General features: G+C 66.6%; 12 protein-coding genes and 6 tRNA genes. 15 read left to right on the forward strand and 3 right to left on the reverse strand.

Annotated elements, in window-relative coordinates; translation table 11 throughout:
- The first annotated feature begins 137 nt into the window (after window positions 1–137).
- The 5 genes from miaB to lnt all read left to right on the forward strand — a co-directional run bounded on the left by miaB (window position 138) and on the right by lnt (window position 5,724).
- Complete coding sequence (gene miaB, locus N5C88_RS20025; protein ID WP_118933858.1) at window positions 138–1,571, forward strand: tRNA (N6-isopentenyl adenosine(37)-C2)-methylthiotransferase MiaB; 1,434 nt, start codon at window positions 138–140, stop codon at window positions 1,569–1,571.
- Window positions 1,568–2,593, forward strand: coding sequence for a PhoH family protein (locus N5C88_RS20030; protein WP_059380239.1), 1,026 nt, complete (start codon window positions 1,568–1,570; stop codon window positions 2,591–2,593). Before miaB ends, N5C88_RS20030 begins: the two co-directional genes overlap by 4 nt.
- Window positions 2,583–3,056: an rRNA maturation RNase YbeY gene (gene ybeY, locus N5C88_RS20035; RefSeq protein WP_059380240.1), complete on the forward strand. Its 474-nt coding sequence runs from the start codon at window positions 2,583–2,585 to the stop codon at window positions 3,054–3,056. The genes N5C88_RS20030 and ybeY overlap by 11 nt, the downstream gene beginning before the upstream one ends.
- Before the next feature lie 152 nt (window positions 3,057–3,208).
- Window positions 3,209–4,099: a transporter associated domain-containing protein gene (locus N5C88_RS20040; protein WP_118933857.1), complete on the forward strand. Its 891-nt coding sequence runs from the start codon at window positions 3,209–3,211 to the stop codon at window positions 4,097–4,099.
- Window positions 4,096–5,724 (forward strand): apolipoprotein N-acyltransferase, encoded by a 1,629-nt coding sequence (lnt, locus tag N5C88_RS20045; RefSeq protein WP_280016077.1) that lies wholly within the window; start codon window positions 4,096–4,098, stop codon window positions 5,722–5,724. The genes N5C88_RS20040 and lnt overlap by 4 nt, the downstream gene beginning before the upstream one ends.
- Before the next feature lie 7 nt (window positions 5,725–5,731).
- Here lnt and N5C88_RS20050 read toward each other — a convergent pair whose 3' ends face one another.
- Window positions 5,732–6,787, reverse strand: coding sequence for an aldo/keto reductase (locus tag N5C88_RS20050; RefSeq protein ID WP_280016079.1), 1,056 nt, complete (start codon window positions 6,785–6,787; stop codon window positions 5,732–5,734).
- A 355-nt stretch (window positions 6,788–7,142) separates the two neighbouring features.
- Between N5C88_RS20050 and N5C88_RS20055 the strand changes: the two genes are divergently transcribed.
- From N5C88_RS20055 to N5C88_RS20095, 9 genes are all read left to right on the forward strand, one after another.
- Window positions 7,143–7,218 (forward strand) — tRNA-Ala (locus tag N5C88_RS20055).
- A gap of 39 nt (window positions 7,219–7,257) precedes the next feature.
- Window positions 7,258–7,333 (forward strand) — tRNA-Glu (locus N5C88_RS20060).
- Between the two features lie 64 nt (window positions 7,334–7,397).
- Window positions 7,398–7,474 (forward strand) — tRNA-Asp (locus N5C88_RS20065).
- 103 nt (window positions 7,475–7,577) lie between these two features.
- Window positions 7,578–7,653, forward strand: a tRNA-Ala gene (locus N5C88_RS20070).
- Between the two features lie 39 nt (window positions 7,654–7,692).
- Window positions 7,693–7,768: transfer RNA gene (locus N5C88_RS20075), tRNA-Glu, on the forward strand.
- Between the two features lie 71 nt (window positions 7,769–7,839).
- A tRNA-Asp gene (locus N5C88_RS20080) sits at window positions 7,840–7,916 on the forward strand.
- A gap of 215 nt (window positions 7,917–8,131) precedes the next feature.
- The gene (locus N5C88_RS20085; RefSeq protein WP_118933854.1) at window positions 8,132–9,625 is read left to right on the forward strand and encodes a PAS domain S-box protein; all 1,494 of its coding nucleotides are present in this window, start codon (window positions 8,132–8,134) and stop codon (window positions 9,623–9,625) included.
- 246 nt (window positions 9,626–9,871) lie between these two features.
- Window positions 9,872–10,891, forward strand: coding sequence for a biotin synthase BioB (bioB, locus tag N5C88_RS20090; protein ID WP_118933853.1), 1,020 nt, complete (start codon window positions 9,872–9,874; stop codon window positions 10,889–10,891).
- Window positions 10,888–11,763: an EamA family transporter gene (locus N5C88_RS20095; protein WP_165867922.1), complete on the forward strand. Its 876-nt coding sequence runs from the start codon at window positions 10,888–10,890 to the stop codon at window positions 11,761–11,763. The genes bioB and N5C88_RS20095 overlap by 4 nt, the downstream gene beginning before the upstream one ends.
- Before the next feature lie 16 nt (window positions 11,764–11,779).
- Here N5C88_RS20095 and N5C88_RS20100 read toward each other — a convergent pair whose 3' ends face one another.
- On the reverse strand, window positions 11,780–13,162 hold the full coding sequence (locus N5C88_RS20100) for an MFS transporter (RefSeq protein WP_059380246.1): 1,383 nt from the start codon (window positions 13,160–13,162) through the stop codon (window positions 11,780–11,782).
- 86 nt (window positions 13,163–13,248) lie between these two features.
- Entirely contained in the window at window positions 13,249–13,752 is a 504-nt protein-coding gene (locus tag N5C88_RS20105; protein ID WP_054451571.1) for a peroxiredoxin, read from the reverse strand.
- 245 nt (window positions 13,753–13,997) lie between these two features.
- On the opposite strand from N5C88_RS20105, the gene N5C88_RS20110 reads away from it, so the two are divergent.
- Window positions 13,998–14,420, forward strand: a complete 423-nt coding sequence (locus tag N5C88_RS20110; RefSeq protein ID WP_118933850.1) for a hypothetical protein — start codon at window positions 13,998–14,000, stop codon at window positions 14,418–14,420.
- Window positions 14,421–14,512: the final 92 nt, after the last annotated feature.

Here is a 14,512-nt window from a genome sequence, read left to right on the forward strand (position 1 = left end):
TGGACTGTGGAATCAGCCCGGCACGCTATCGTAACGGCCAGCGCGCGCCAGACCAAGAAGCAAATTCGGGCAAGGGTTAAAATCCCGGGTTTCCTACCATTCTGCCCCCGGGATCTACACCCGTCACGGCGACCATCATGCAAGAAACCACCCTCAAGCGCGCCGACGCCGCGCCCGACGGCGCCAACGCCGCCCTCCCCGCCGCCGACGCCGGCTCCCCCCGCAAGCTGTACATCCGCACCTTCGGCTGCCAGATGAACGAGTACGACTCGGACAAGATGGCCGACGTGCTGCGCGGCGACCAGGGCCTGGAGCTGACCGACAACCCCGAAGACGCCGACGTCATCCTCTTCAACACCTGTTCGGTGCGTGAGAAGGCGCAGGAAAAGGTCTTCTCGGACCTGGGCCGGGTGCAGCACCTGAAGAAAACCAATCCCAACCTGGTGATCGGCGTGGGCGGCTGCGTGGCCAGCCAGGAAGGCGAAGCCATCGTCAAGCGCGCGCCCTACGTGGACGTGGTGTTCGGTCCGCAGACGCTGCACCGCCTGCCGGACCTGATCAAGCGCCGCCGCGACGAAGGCCGCTCGCAGGTGGACATCAGCTTTCCCGAGATCGAAAAGTTCGACAACATGCCGCCGCCCCGCGTGGACGGCGCCACGGCGTTCGTCTCCATCATGGAAGGCTGTAGCAAGTACTGCAGCTTCTGCGTCGTGCCCTACACGCGCGGCGAGGAAGTCTCGCGCCCCTTCGAGGACGTGCTGGTGGAAGTCGCCGACCTGGCCGACCAGGGCGTGAAGGAAGTGACGCTGCTGGGCCAGAACGTCAACGCCTACCGCGGCCGCATGACGGACAGCGACGAGATCGCCGACTTCGCCATGCTGCTGGAATACGTGCACGAAATCCCGGGCATCGAGCGCATCCGCTACACCACCTCGCACCCCAAGGAAATGACCCAGCGCATGGTGGACGCCTACGCCCGCCTGCCCAAGCTGGTGTCCTTCCTGCACCTGCCGGTGCAGGCCGGCAGCGACCGCGTGCTGGCGGCCATGAAGCGCGGCTACACCACCCTGGAATTCAAGTCCGTGGTGCGCCGCCTGCGCGCCGCCCGCCCGGACCTGACGCTGTCCTCGGACTTCATCGTGGGCTTCCCCGGCGAAACCGAGGAAGACTTCGAAAAGACCATGAAGCTGATCGAGGACGTCGGTTTCGACACCTCCTTCTCGTTCGTGTATTCGCGCCGCCCGGGCACGCCCGCCGCCGACCTGCACGACGACACGCCGCAGGACGTGAAGTTGCGCCGCCTGCAGCGCCTGCAGGCGCTGATCAACGAGCAGGCGGCCACGATCGCCCGCAACATGGTCGGCACGCGCCAGCGCCTGCTGGTCGAAGGCCCCTCGCGCCGCGACCCGAACGAGCTGATGGGCCGCACCGAGAACAACCGCATCGTGAACTTCGCCGCGCCCGCGCGGCTCATCGGACAAATGGTCGACGTCATCATCACCGAAGCGCACACCAATTCGCTGCGCGCCCGGGTCGCCGACGTGGACCGCACTCCCCAAGAGGCCGAATGACCACTCCCCGCTCCCGCGCCCGTCGCAGCATGCCCATCGTCGTCACCCTGGACGGCGACAACACCCATCTGGCCAACCTCTGCGGCCCGCTGGACGAAAACCTGCGGCAGCTGGCCGACGGCATGAACGTCAAGCTCTCGCGCCGCGGCAGCCGCGTCACCATCGAAGGCGAACTGGCGGAGCTGGCCGGCCGGATACTGCGCCGCTTCCACGAGCAGGCCGTGCACCGCGCCCTGTCGGTCGACGACATCCAGCTCGGGCTGGTGGAGATCGGCGTCGGGCGGCAGGAACAGGAACTGAAGGAAGAGCAGGCCCGCGAGGCCGACCCGCTGCCCGCCCTGGACGACGAAAGCGACAGCATCGCCCTGCGCACCAAGCGCAGCGACCTGCGTCCGCGCACGCCGCGCCAGCGCGACTACCTGAACAACATCCTCAAGCACGACATCACCTTTGGCGTCGGCCCCGCCGGCACCGGCAAGACCTGGCTGGCCGTGGCCTGCGCCATCGACGCGATGGAGCGCGACACGGTGCAGCGCCTGGTGCTGACGCGTCCCGCGGTCGAAGCCGGCGAGCGCCTGGGCTTTCTGCCCGGCGACCTGGCGCAGAAGGTCGACCCGTACCTGCGCCCGCTGTACGACGCGCTGTACGACCTGATGGGCTTCGAGAAGGTGCAGCGCCTGTTCGAAAAGCAAACCATCGAAATCGCGCCGCTGGCCTATATGCGCGGCCGCACGCTCAACCATGCCTTCGTCATCCTGGACGAAGCGCAGAACACCACGCCGGAACAGATGAAGATGTTCCTGACGCGGATCGGCTTCGGCAGCAAGGCGGTCATCACCGGCGACCCGTCGCAGGTGGACCTGCCGCGCGGCCAGGATAGCGGCCTGGCGCATGCGGTGAAGGTGCTGCACGACGTGCAGGGCATCGCCACCACCCGATTCACCAGCCGAGACGTCGTGCGCCATCCCTTGGTCGCCCGCATCGTCGACGCCTACGACCGCGCCGCCGAAGATGAAGCCTGAACTGTCCCTGTCCGTGCAATACGGCGTCGAGGAAGCCCGCCTGCCCCGCTGGCGCCTGCGCCGCTGGGCAGAACGCGCGCTGGCGGGCGCGGCCGAGGACGGCCTGGTCACGTTTTCGGCCGCGGAACTGAGCCTGCGGCTGGTCGGCGCGGCTGAAGGCCGGCGCCTGAACCGCGACTTTCGCGGCCGCGACTACGCCACCAATGTGCTGACCTTCGAATACGGCGTGGATCCGCTGGGCGTTGCGCGCGGCGACATCGTCATGTGCGTGCCGGTGCTAGTGCGCGAGGCCCGCGAACAGCGCAAGGCGCTGCTGGACCACGCCGCCCACCTCACCATCCACGGCGTGCTGCACGCCCTGGGCTACGACCACATCAAGGCCCGCGACGCCAAGCGCATGGAAGCCCTGGAGACCGCCACGCTGGCCGCCATGCGCATCGCCGATCCTTACGTCGAGGCATGACGCGGCACTCGGGTCAACCCTGAGAAATTGGCTGAAAATGGCGTCCAGCAAGGCGCAGATGGCGGCGGTTCCCCTCATTTTGGGGACCGCCGTTACAAATTGCAGGCCAGTATCGGTTATGCTGGCCCCTCCATAACTTGTCCTCCCGGACGATGTCTGACCCTTACCCTGCTCCCGAAGCGACGCCTGCTCGCTCCTCCAAACCCGCCGCCAAATCCCTTCTAGACCGCCTGCTTTCCCTCGTGCGCCGCGAGCCCGAGGACCGCGAAGGCATCAAGGCCGTTCTGGAAGCCGCGCACGAACGCCAGCTGCTCGACGCGGAATCCTACAAGATGATCAAGGGCGCGCTCGCCGTGTCCGAAGGCACCGTGGGCGACATCATGGTCCCGCGTTCGCGCATGGATCTGCTGGACGTCACGCAGCCCATCCCCTACCTGGTGGCCTCGGTCATCGAGACCGCCCACTCGCGCTTCCCCGTCTACGAGGGCGACCGCGACAACATCATCGGCATCCTGCTGGCCAAGGATCTGCTGCGCTGCATGCTGGAACCCGGCATCGAAGTGCGCACGCTGGTGCGGCCCGCGGTGTTCATCCCCGAATCCAAGCGCCTGAACGTGCTGCTGCACGAGTTCCGCGCCAGCCGCAACCACCAGGCCATCGTCATCGATGAGCATGGCGGCATTTCCGGCCTGGTCACGATGGAAGACGTGCTGGAACAGATCGTTGGCGACATCGAAGACGAATTCGACGAAACCGAGGAAGACTCGATCTTCCCCGAAGGCGAAAACCAGTGGCGCGTCCTGGCCGCCACCGACATCTCGCACTTCAATGAAGTGTTCGGCTGCCAGTTGCCCGACGACGAGTACGACAGCGTCGGCGGCTGGATGGGCGGACAGCTGGGCCGCATCCCGCGCCGCGGCGACACCGCCGAATTCGACGGCCTGCGCCTGGAAGTGGCCCGCGGCGACGCGCGCCGCGCCATCTGGCTGCGCGTCAAGCGCAACGCCCCGTCCCAAGCCTCCCGCCCCTCCGACGAAGCATGACCCAAACCCCGCGCAGCCGTAATCTGCGCGGCGCCGCCGGCCTGGTGCTGGCGGGCGCCGCGCACGCCTTGACGTTCTCGCCCGGCCCCCTGCCGGATTGGGCGTTGGCGGTGACCCAGGTCCTGATGCTGGCCATCGCCGCGCGCGTCACCCTGTACGCGCCTTCGGCCAAGCAGGCCTGGCTGCGCGGCTGGCTGTTCAGCTTCGCCAGCTACTCGTTGGGCTTGTACTGGATTTTCATCAGCCTGCACCGCTACGGCGACCTGGCCGCGCCGCTGGCCGTGGCCGCGGTGCTGGCGCTGTCGGCCTTCCTGGCCCTGTTCCCGGCCGCCGCCAGCGCGCTGGCGCGCCGCTACGCGCCGCTGGAGCCGGGCTCTCCGCCCTCCCGCATCCTGTCGGGCACGCTGGCCTGGGCCGCGATGTGGGCCGCGTTCGAATGGCTGCGCGCCGTGCTGCTGACCGGCTTTCCCTGGCTCAACATCGGTTACGCGCAGGTCGACGGTCCCATCGCCGGCTGGGCGCCGCTGCTCGGCGTGCATGGCATGGCTTTCCTGGCCGCCTTCGTCGCCGCGGCCCTCGCCAGCTTGTGGCAACCCTCGCGCAAGAGCGGCACCGGCTCGCGCCACGCCCTGGCCGCCGGCATCGCGCTGGCCCTGGCCGCCGCCGGCTGGCCGCTGTCCCGCATCGACTGGTCCACGCCGTCCGGCGATCCGCTGAACGTGCGCCTGGTCCAGGGCAACATCGGACAATCCCAGAAATTCGACCCCGCCCTGCTCGACCAGAGCCTGACGCGCCACCTGGACCTGGCCGCCATGCCGCCGGCGCCGGGCGTGCCCGCGCCGCAGCTGATCATCCTGCCGGAAACCGTGCTGCCGATTTTCCAGGACCAATTGGATCCGCGCGTCTGGGCGGTCTGGCGCGACCTGGCCGCCCAGCGCAACGCCACCATCGCCATGGGCGTGCCGCTGCACGACCGCGTCGACGGCCGCGACCGCTACACCAACAGCGTCATGGGCTTTGACGGCAATACCCCGGTCGAACAGCTCGTGGCCGGCAGCACCGCCATGCGCTACGACAAGCGCCACCTGGTGCCCTGGGGCGAATACGTGCCGCCCGGCTTCCACTGGTTCGTGGACATGCTGAACATTCCGCTGGGCGACTTCGACCGCGGCGCGGTGCGGCAGACGCCCTTCGCCGTCGGCGGCCAGCACATCGCATTCAACATCTGCTACGAAGACCTGTTCGGACCCGACCTGCTGCCCGCGCTGCAGCCCGGCCCCAACGGCGAACCGGGTGCGACCATACTGGTGAACGTCAGCAACCTGGGCTGGTTCGGCGACTCCTGGGCCTTGCGCCAGCATCTGCAGATCGGCCGCCTGCGCACCATGGAAACGGCGCGGCCGATGCTGACCTCCACCAACACCGGCATCACCGCCGCCATTGACGCCAAGGGCCGCGTCGCGGCCCAGCTCGCGCCGCTGCAGGCCGGCGTGCTGCCGGTGGCCGTGCAAGGCATGACGGGGCTGACGCCCTACGCGCGCTTCGGCGACAAGACGGCGCTGGCCCTGATCGGCCTGGCGCTCATCGCCGCGTTCGGCAGCGGCCGCAAGACGCGCCGCGCCTGAGGCGTCTTCAGGCGAACAGATTGGCCGGCAGCGCGCCGCTCTCCTCCGGCGGGCGCAGCGGCCCGCTGCCGGCGCCGGTGCGCTCGATCGCGTCCGCGATGGCGTCCATATCCTCGCCATCCAGTTCCAGCGACGCCGCGCCCAGCAATCCATTCACCTGGGCCGCGTTGCGGGCGCCCACGATCGCGCCCGTCACGCCCGGCCAGGCCAGGGTCCAGGCCGCTGCTACCGCCGCAACCGTTGCGCCGTGGCGTTCGGCGATGGGCTTGAACGCATCGGCCAGCGCCAGGTTGCGTTCGATGCCCGGAGAGGCGAATTCCGCGTTGCGCGCGCGCCAATCATCCGCCGGCAAGGCGCGGGCGCGTTCCACGCTGAAGGCGCCGGTCAATAGGCCGGACCCCATCGGGCTGTAGACGATCACGCCCGTGCCATTGTGCTCGCACCACGGAATCAGCTCCGCGCCCGCGGCGCGCTGAATGGCCGAAAACGGCGGCTGCAGCGTATCCACGTGGCCCAGCATTTCGGCCTGCTGCAGTTGCGCGAGATTGTGGTTGGACAGACCCACCGCCCTGACCTTGCCCTCTTGCTTCAGATCCAGCAGTTCCTGCCAGTACACCTCCAGGGGCGTGCCGTCGCCCGCCGGCCAGTGCATCTGATAGAGATCGATGCGCTCGACGCCCAGCCGGCGCAACGAGTCTTCGACTTCGCGCCGGATGCTGGCTGGCGCGCCGGTGCGCCGCGGCATCGCCTGGGGCTGCTCCACCGACCAGGTCAGGCCGCATTTGGTGAACACGTAAGGCCGGGCGTCCGGCGTCATCTGCGCCAGCGCCCGGCGCACGATTTCCTCGGAATGCCCCAACCCGTACACCGCGGCGGTGTCGATCCAGTTGATGCCGCGCTCGACGGCGCGGCGGATCGCCGCCACCGAATCAGCATCGTCCTGCGGCCCCCAGCCCACCGCCCAACCGCTGCCGCCGATGGCCCAGGCGCCCAGCCCGATGCGGGTGATGTCCATGCCGCTCTGGCCCAGCGGCCGTGTGGGGAACGAAGTCTTGCTGCTCATGGCGATGTCCGTGCGTGCGGGTCCGGCGCAGAAAATTCTCCGGATCGGCGAAAAAATTTTTCGCTCACGATACCATTCTCACAAGTCTTTGATTTACTTGATTTCTGCATCAATCATGCTGGCCCGCTCTGAGCAAAAAAAGAGCAAAATCGGGCGAAAATCGCCTTCCACCCCCCTTTTTTTCCCGACTTTTTTGCTTTTTGCCGCCAAGCGACTTGCGCACCAAATTTAGTTCGTGCATAATCTCGTTTCTTCGCCAACGGCACTAAACAAAACCGGCAACGAACTACGAAAAAGCACTCGGTAAAACGTGTGTTCGATTTCGTAAAACGTTGAACGGGTTGATTAGAAAGACGGGGGTATAGCTCAGCTGGGAGAGCGCTTGCATGGCATGCAAGAGGTCAGCGGTTCGATCCCGCTTACCTCCACCAGTCAACGGCGAAGGATGCAGTACCAATTTGCAAGTCCAAGTCCCCTTCGTCTAGAGGCCTAGGACATCACCCTTTCACGGTGAGTACAGGGGTTCGAATCCCCTAGGGGACGCCAGTTCTTCTGGCAGCAGTATGTAGTGATGCAGTTGAAGTGACAATGTAGTTGAGTACGCCGCTGCGGAGCGGTAGTTCAGTTGGTTAGAATACCGGCCTGTCACGCCGGGGGTCGCGGGTTCGAGCCCCGTCCGCTCCGCCAAAAGCTCTCGCTCAGAGTCTTTCAAGAGCTCCGTTTTCGGGGCTTTTTTGCTTTATATAGTGTGAGACCTTGTTGTCTGAAGTTTGGGACATCGAGGATCCTGGGGGGTATAGCTCAGCTGGGAGAGCGCTTGCATGGCATGCAAGAGGTCAGCGGTTCGATCCCGCTTACCTCCACCAGTAAGCAGTACGGTAGTAAAGTTGTTCTGTTTTGTTCAGGTCCCCTTCGTCTAGAGGCCTAGGACATCACCCTTTCACGGTGAGTACAGGGGTTCGAATCCCCTAGGGGACGCCAGTCTTTGTGGCATGTAGTACCAAACTGCCTTGACACCGCAGTGCATTGAAGAAGTCAGAGTAAACCGCTGCGGAGCGGTAGTTCAGTTGGTTAGAATACCGGCCTGTCACGCCGGGGGTCGCGGGTTCGAGCCCCGTCCGCTCCGCCAAGCACATCACGCAGTTCGCAAGCGCGCTAGCCTTGCCAGCCATAGAAAGCTCCGGTTTCCGGAGCTTTTTTGCATTTCTGCCCGCATCATCTGGCGGCAGCCATCTTCCCCGCCATCCCCCCCTACGCTCAGACTCGTCCATTTCGCCATCTGGACAGGCTTTCAGTGCGCCTTCATTCTCTTTTCGTCGTGCCCAGCGAAAAGAAGAGGACTACGTGACCGCGAACGCCGCCGCTCCCCATCCGCACCGCCAGCATCTGCAACGCATCATCGCAGGCCTGAACGAAGGCATCATCCTGCTCGAAGCGGACGGCGCCATCGCCTGGGCCAATGCCAGCGCGCTCAGGCTGCATGGCGCCGATGAGCTGGATGAACTCGGCGGCACGCCAGCCGGCTACCGCAAGCGCTACAGCCTCAGCTACCGCAACCATCACCGTGTACCCGCGCGCCAATATCCGCTGGATCTGCTGGCTGCGGCCGAGCCGTTCGACGAACTGCTGCTGGACCTGGAACGCAAGGACGACGACGCGTTCCTGCGCAATGTGCGCGCCAGCGGCCTGAACCTGGACGGTAGCGACGGCGCCGACTACCGCGTCCTGATCCTGCATGACCAGACCGAGCAGATCAACGCCGAAGTACGCTTCGAGCGCGCCTTCGGCGCCAACCCCGCGCCCGCCCTCATCTGCCGCCTGTCCGACCTGCGCTATGTGAAGGTGAACCAGGGCTTCCTGGAGATGACCGGCTATGCGCGCGACGTCATCGTGGGCAAGTCAGCCTATGAACTGGACGTGCTGGACGGCGGCGACGACAAGGACAACGCGGTCGCCAGCCTCAACGAAGGACAGACCATTGCGCAACGCGAGGGCGTGTTGAAACTTGCAGACGGCAGCGTGAAATTCGTCATCGTCGCGGGCCAGCCCATCGACATGCAGGGCGAACCATGCATGCTGTTCACCTTCATCGACCTCGAAGCCCGCAAGCGCACGGAGCTGGCCTTGCGCGAAAGCGAGGAACGATTTTCCAAGACGTTCCGTCTGGCGCCCGTTCCCATGGCGGTCTGCGAGGGCGAGACCCTGCTCGCGCTGGACCTGAACGACGCCTTCGCCACGGCCGCCGGCGCCTCTGCGCAGGACGGCATAGGCCAGACGCTGACCGGATTGGGGCTCCAGCTCTCCGATGAACTGGAGGCCAGCCTCAAGCGCGGCGAAAGCGCCCGCAGCCGCGAGGTGGCATTGGCGGCCACGGACGGCAGCCGGCTGGATTGCCTGTTGTCGGCCGACCCCGTGACCCTCGGCGGCCAGCAACGCGTGCTGCTGGCGATCCAGGACATCACGGAACGCAAGCGCTCCGAGGGGGAATTGCTGACCGCGATCGAGGCTGTCATGCAGGACACCTCCTGGTTCAGCCGCAGCGTCATCGAGAAGCTGGCGCAATTGCGCGAGCCCGCGCCCGCGACGCGCGACGTGGCCGAACTGGCGCAGCTCACCTCGCGCGAACGCGAGGTGCTGAGCCTGATGTGCCAAGGCCACGACGACGAGGGCATCGCCCGGCAACTGAAGCTGTCGCGCAACACGGTGCGCAACCACGTGGCCACCATTTACAGCAAGATCGGCGTGCACCGCCGCAGCGCGGCCATCGTGTGGGCGCGGGACCGCGGCATTACCGGGCACGAGCGCGTGCGGACGCGGGACAAGCGGGCCAAGGGCTGATCCCCTTCTAAAAATTTACAATTAGATGCAAAATAATCGACACCTCGGCGTCCCCGAAGATGTCCGCCACTTAGTAGCCCGCAACCCCAAAAATCTTTCATTTCCCATAAAAATCACCGCAACAGGCTGCTAATTTCTGGCTGATGGCCTGCATTGCGCAAACCCTGCGCAGCTTCTTACGATCCGCCGATCCTGCCCTTGCCCGACAAGCGGCGCGATCCCCGCAAGACCGAAAGGAGCCCATCCATGCAGACCGCCTACGTCCCCGTCCCGACCATCGCCAAGCCGGCCGCCGCCCCCGCCTGGAGCGCCGCCGACATCATGGCGCTCTACGAGCTGCCGTTCATGGATCTGGTGTTCCGGGCGCAGCAGACGCACCGCGCCCACTTCGATCCGAACGCCATCCAGCTATCCAGCCTGCTGTCGATCAAGACCGGCGGCTGTCCCGAAGACTGCGCCTATTGCCCGCAGTCCTCGCACTACGACACCGGCCTGGACGCCGACAAGCTGATGCCCCTGGCGGACGTGGTGGCCGCGGCCCGCAAGGCCCAGGAAGGCGGCGCGCAGCGCTTCTGCATGGGCGCCGCCTGGCGCAGCCCCAAGCCGCACCACCTGGAGGCGGTGGCCGAGATGGTCAGCGCGGTGAAGGCCCTGGGCCTGGAGACCTGCGTCACGCTGGGCATGCTGCGCGAAGGCCAGGCCGAACAGCTCAAGAGCGCCGGCCTGGACTACTACAACCACAACCTGGACACCTCGCCCGAGTTCTACGGCAAGATCATTTCCACCCGTACCTACCAGGACCGGCTGGACACGCTGGACCGGGTGCGCGACGCCGGCATCAACGTGTGCTGCGGCGGCATCGTCGGCATGGGTGAATCGCGCCGCGAACGCGCCGGCCTGATTGCCCAGCTGGCCAACATGGAGCCCTATCCCGAATCCGTGCCGATCAACAACCTGGTGCAGGTGGAAGGCACGCCGCTGGCCGGCGTGGAAGCCCTGGACCCGTTCGAATTCGTGCGCACCATCGCCGTGGCCCGGATCGCCATGCCGCGCGCCGCCGTGCGCCTGTCCGCCGGCCGCGAAGCCATGGATGACGCGCTGCAGGCCCTGTGCTTCATGGCGGGCGCCAACTCCATGTTCTACGGCGACGCCCTGCTGACCACCGCCAATCCGCAGATGGAAGCCGACCAGCGCCTGCTGCAGCGCCTGGGCATGCGCATCGACGCCGCCCAGCACACGCACCACGACGCCACGGCATGCCGTTGACGCCCGGCCTCCTCTACCTGCTGGCCAGCGTCGCCTGCAGCGTCACCGTGGCCGTGCTGCTGAAGCTGGCGCGGCGCTACCAAGTGGACGTGCGCCAGGCCATCGCCATGAACTATGCGGTGGCCGCCCTGCTCTGCTGGGCCGTGCTGCGCCCGGACCCGGCGACGCTGCTGACCCCGCAAACGCCGTGGCTGGTGCTGGCCGCGCTGGGCGTGCTGCTGCCCAGTGTGTTCCTGGCGATGGCGGCGGCCGTGCGCCATGCCGGCATCGTGCGCAGCGACGCGGCGCAGCGCCTGTCCCTGTTCATCCCGCTGCTGGCGGCCTTCCTGCTGTTCGGCGAACCGGTAAGCGGCCGCAAGCTGGCCGCGACGCTGCTGGCCGCCAGCGCCTTGTATTGCCTGCTGCGCCGTGCGCCCCGCGTGCAGGCGCCGGGCGAGGACACGGTGGCCAACAGCCGCGCCATGTGGCTGTGGCCGCTGGTCGTCTGGGTGGGCTATGGCGTCATCGACATCCTGTTCAAGCAGATGGCGCGCGCCGGCACGGCTTTCGCGGGCGGACTGCTGCTGGCCTTCCTCATCGCCGGGGTGTTGATGCTCTGCTACCTGCTGTGGCGGCGGGTGCGCTGCCAGCTTCGGCACCTGGCCGCGGGCGCGGCGCTGGGACTGGCGAACTTCGGCAACATCCTGACCTACATCCGCGCGCACCAGTCGCTGCCCGAACATCCCGCGCTGGTATTCGCGTCCATGAACATGGGCGTGATCACGCTGGGCACGCTGGTCGGCGCGCTGGCTTTCCGCGAACCGCTGACCCGGCTGAACCTGCTGGGCATCGCGCTGGCCCTGGCGGCCATCGTGCTGATGGCGCCCTGGTAAGGGCGCCATCCCGGCCTCAGGTGCCGGTGCGCATCTGGCGTTCGTCTTCTGCGGCGTCGTCCGCCGTATCCTTGGCGGCGTCGCCTGGCGGTTCCGCGGCGGGCGGTTCGGCCGCCGCCACGGGCGCAACTTCGGGCTGCACCATTTCCATGGCGATGTCGGTGGCCGGATCCACGCGCGGATCCAGCACCGCCGCGGCGGGCGAGCTCTGCAGCGTGTCCGGCATGGGCACGAAATGCGTGGGCGCCTCTTCCACCTGATGCGCGCCGGTGACGCGGGTGGGACGCACCTGCCAGACCAGGATCAGGGCGCAGGCGGAAATGAAGACGTAGTACATGCTGGGGCCGGCCAGGGACATCAGCACCCCGGCGATCATCGGCCCGACACATGCCCCCACGCCGTAGGTCATGAGCAGCACGGCCGACAGGCTGACCCGGCGCTCGGATTCCACGTGATCGTTGGCGAACGCCGCGCCCAGCGGGTACAGCGTGAACTGCAGCACGCCGAAGACACAGGACATGGCGACCAGCGCCCAGTACGGCAGCACGATCCAGCCCCACATCACCACCGGCAGCAGCACCAGCAGCAGCGCGTTGAAGCGGATCAGCCCGGCGCGGTTGATGCGGTCGGACAGCCAGCCCATGGGCCATTGCGACAGCAGGCCCGCGGTCACCGCGGCGGCCACGAAGATCGCCGCCTGCGAGGTCGACAGGCCATGCTTGGCGCCGTAGACGGCCGCCAGGCCGTAGAAAGCGCCGGAAAGGTTGCCGGCCACGAACAGCACCGTCATGGACAGCGGCACGCGCCGCATGAAGAAGCGTATATCCAGCGGCGCCGGCAGCGGCGTGGGCGGGTGCGAACGCGCCGTGACGGCGATCGGCACCAGGCACAGCACCAGGCACATGGCCACCAGCGTCAGGGGCCGCAGGTCCAGCGTGGCATAGGCCGTCAGGGCCAGTTGACCCAGCACGGTGCCCAGGCCGGACACAACCATGTAGACCGAGAAGACGCGTCCGCGCTGGTGGTTTTCGGTCTGCTCGTTGAGCCAGCTTTCGATGACCATGAATTCGGTCACCATCACGATGCCCGAAATGACGCGGAACACCAGCCACAGCGGCATGGAGTCGACCAGCGTCTGGGCCAGGATCATGCTGGTGGCCACCGCCGCACAGGCGACGAACGCCCGGATGTGGCCCACCCGGATGATGAGTTTGTGCCCAAGGCGGGCGCCGCACACCAGGCCCAGGTAGTAGCCGGCGATCAGGGCGCCGATCCATACCTCGCTGACAGACTGCGCTGTCAGCCTGAGCCCCATATAGGTGTTGAACAGACCCGTGCCGATGAGCATCAGCAAGGTCGCGAAGTAAAGCGACGAAAAAGAGGAGATGGTGGCGAGCATGGCGTCGGCAACCGCTGCTGGCGGCAACGCAACAGGCCGCGAAAGCGGCCCGCTGCGCTAAGCGGTAAAACAGGAACTGCGTGGGATCAGACTTGCGACAGCATCGTGGCGGCGTCGCTGACTTCGAACTTGCCGGGGCCTTCGACGTTCAGCTGCTTGACCACGCCATCGACGATCAGGGCAGAGTAGCGCTGCGAGCGCACGCCCATGCCGCGCTGGATCAGGTCCAGCTCCAGGCCCAGTTCCTTGGTCCACAGGGCGGAACCGTCGGCCAGCATGCGGACCTTGCCTTCGGTCTTCTGCTCGCGGCCCCAGGCGCCCATGACGAACGCGTCATTGACCGACACGCACCAGATTTCATCGACGCCCTTGGCCTTCAGGGCCGCGGCCTGTTCCACATAGCCCGGCAGATGCTTGGCCGAGCAGGTGGGCGTGAAGGCGCCCGGCAGGGCGAACAACGCGATGGTCTTGCCGCGGGTCAGGTCGGCGACCTGGAACGCGTTGGGGCCCAGCGAGCAGCCGGCGGTTTCGGTTTCGATGAATTCGGTCAGGGTGCCGTCCGGCACGCGATCGCCGACTTTGATCGTCATGTAGATCTCCAGGAGGAATAGGGGCAATGCACTGGGGCAGGAGCGCCCCACAGGCTCCATCATAGTTCCTGCGCGGCCGCCTTGCTGGCCAGCCGGCGTCCGGGAAAGAAAGATGCACAGTCTGAAACGACTCCACACCATGGCTACACGGGCTCGAAACGGCTGATTGCCATAATGTTGTGGTTGCAATCACCGCCCGCGCACGCCGCGCTGCCGGCTGGCGGGCATCTAGCGGAGATTCATCGATGCGCAAGATCTTGACCGGCCTGGCCCTGACGCTGGCCTCGGCCACCACGGCCTGGGCGGCTCCCGATGCCGCCGAACAGGCCCAATACGACTCCTTCGTCATCGCCGCCGGCGCCTCCAACGGCGCCGCCCGCGCCTGCGGGGCGTCCGAACCCGACCTGGCCCAGCACCAGGCCACGGCCCGCAAGAACCTGCTGCAGTATGCGCAGGAATATGGCTTTTCTTCGGGCGGGTATGACGGGCTGTTCCAGAAAGGACAGGGCCAGGGGACGGCGATGATGGAAGAGATGAAGCGCTCGGGAGTGGATGGGTGCCGGGGGGTGCTGGGCGGGTTTCAGAACGAGAGGGTGATGGAGTATGAGGAGATGAAGAGGGCGTTGGCTGAGGTTAGTGATGGGTTGCCGGGGGAGAAGGCGCAGTAGGTTTTGATGGGTGACGGTTTGATGGACGACCGTTGTGTTCTTGAGACGCCTGACGCGGCGCGGGCCTGGGGTGCGCGGGGCGTCGATAAGCC

It is taken from the genome of Achromobacter sp. GD03932 (assembly GCF_029839485.1).
GTDB classification, from domain to species: domain Bacteria; phylum Pseudomonadota; class Gammaproteobacteria; order Burkholderiales; family Burkholderiaceae_B; genus Achromobacter; species Achromobacter bronchisepticus_A.

Excerpts from the sequence above, each read along its gene's own strand:
- N5C88_RS20105 (WP_054451571.1), bottom strand. The coding sequence starts at position 13,752 with ATGACGATCAAAGTCGGCGATCGCGTGCCGGACGGCACCCTGACCGAA.
- bioB (WP_118933853.1), top strand. The coding sequence starts at position 9,872 with ATGCAGACCGCCTACGTCCCCGTCCCGACCATCGCCAAGCCGGCCGCC.
- miaB (WP_118933858.1), top strand. The coding sequence starts at position 138 with ATGCAAGAAACCACCCTCAAGCGCGCCGACGCCGCGCCCGACGGCGCC.
- N5C88_RS20110 (WP_118933850.1), top strand. The coding sequence starts at position 13,998 with ATGCGCAAGATCTTGACCGGCCTGGCCCTGACGCTGGCCTCGGCCACC.
- N5C88_RS20030 (WP_059380239.1), top strand. The coding sequence starts at position 1,568 with ATGACCACTCCCCGCTCCCGCGCCCGTCGCAGCATGCCCATCGTCGTC.
- N5C88_RS20050 (WP_280016079.1), bottom strand. The coding sequence starts at position 6,787 with ATGAGCAGCAAGACTTCGTTCCCCACACGGCCGCTGGGCCAGAGCGGC.
- N5C88_RS20040 (WP_118933857.1), top strand. The coding sequence starts at position 3,209 with ATGTCTGACCCTTACCCTGCTCCCGAAGCGACGCCTGCTCGCTCCTCC.
- N5C88_RS20100 (WP_059380246.1), bottom strand. The coding sequence starts at position 13,162 with ATGCTCGCCACCATCTCCTCTTTTTCGTCGCTTTACTTCGCGACCTTG.
- ybeY (WP_059380240.1), top strand. The coding sequence starts at position 2,583 with ATGAAGCCTGAACTGTCCCTGTCCGTGCAATACGGCGTCGAGGAAGCC.
- lnt (WP_280016077.1), top strand. The coding sequence starts at position 4,096 with ATGACCCAAACCCCGCGCAGCCGTAATCTGCGCGGCGCCGCCGGCCTG.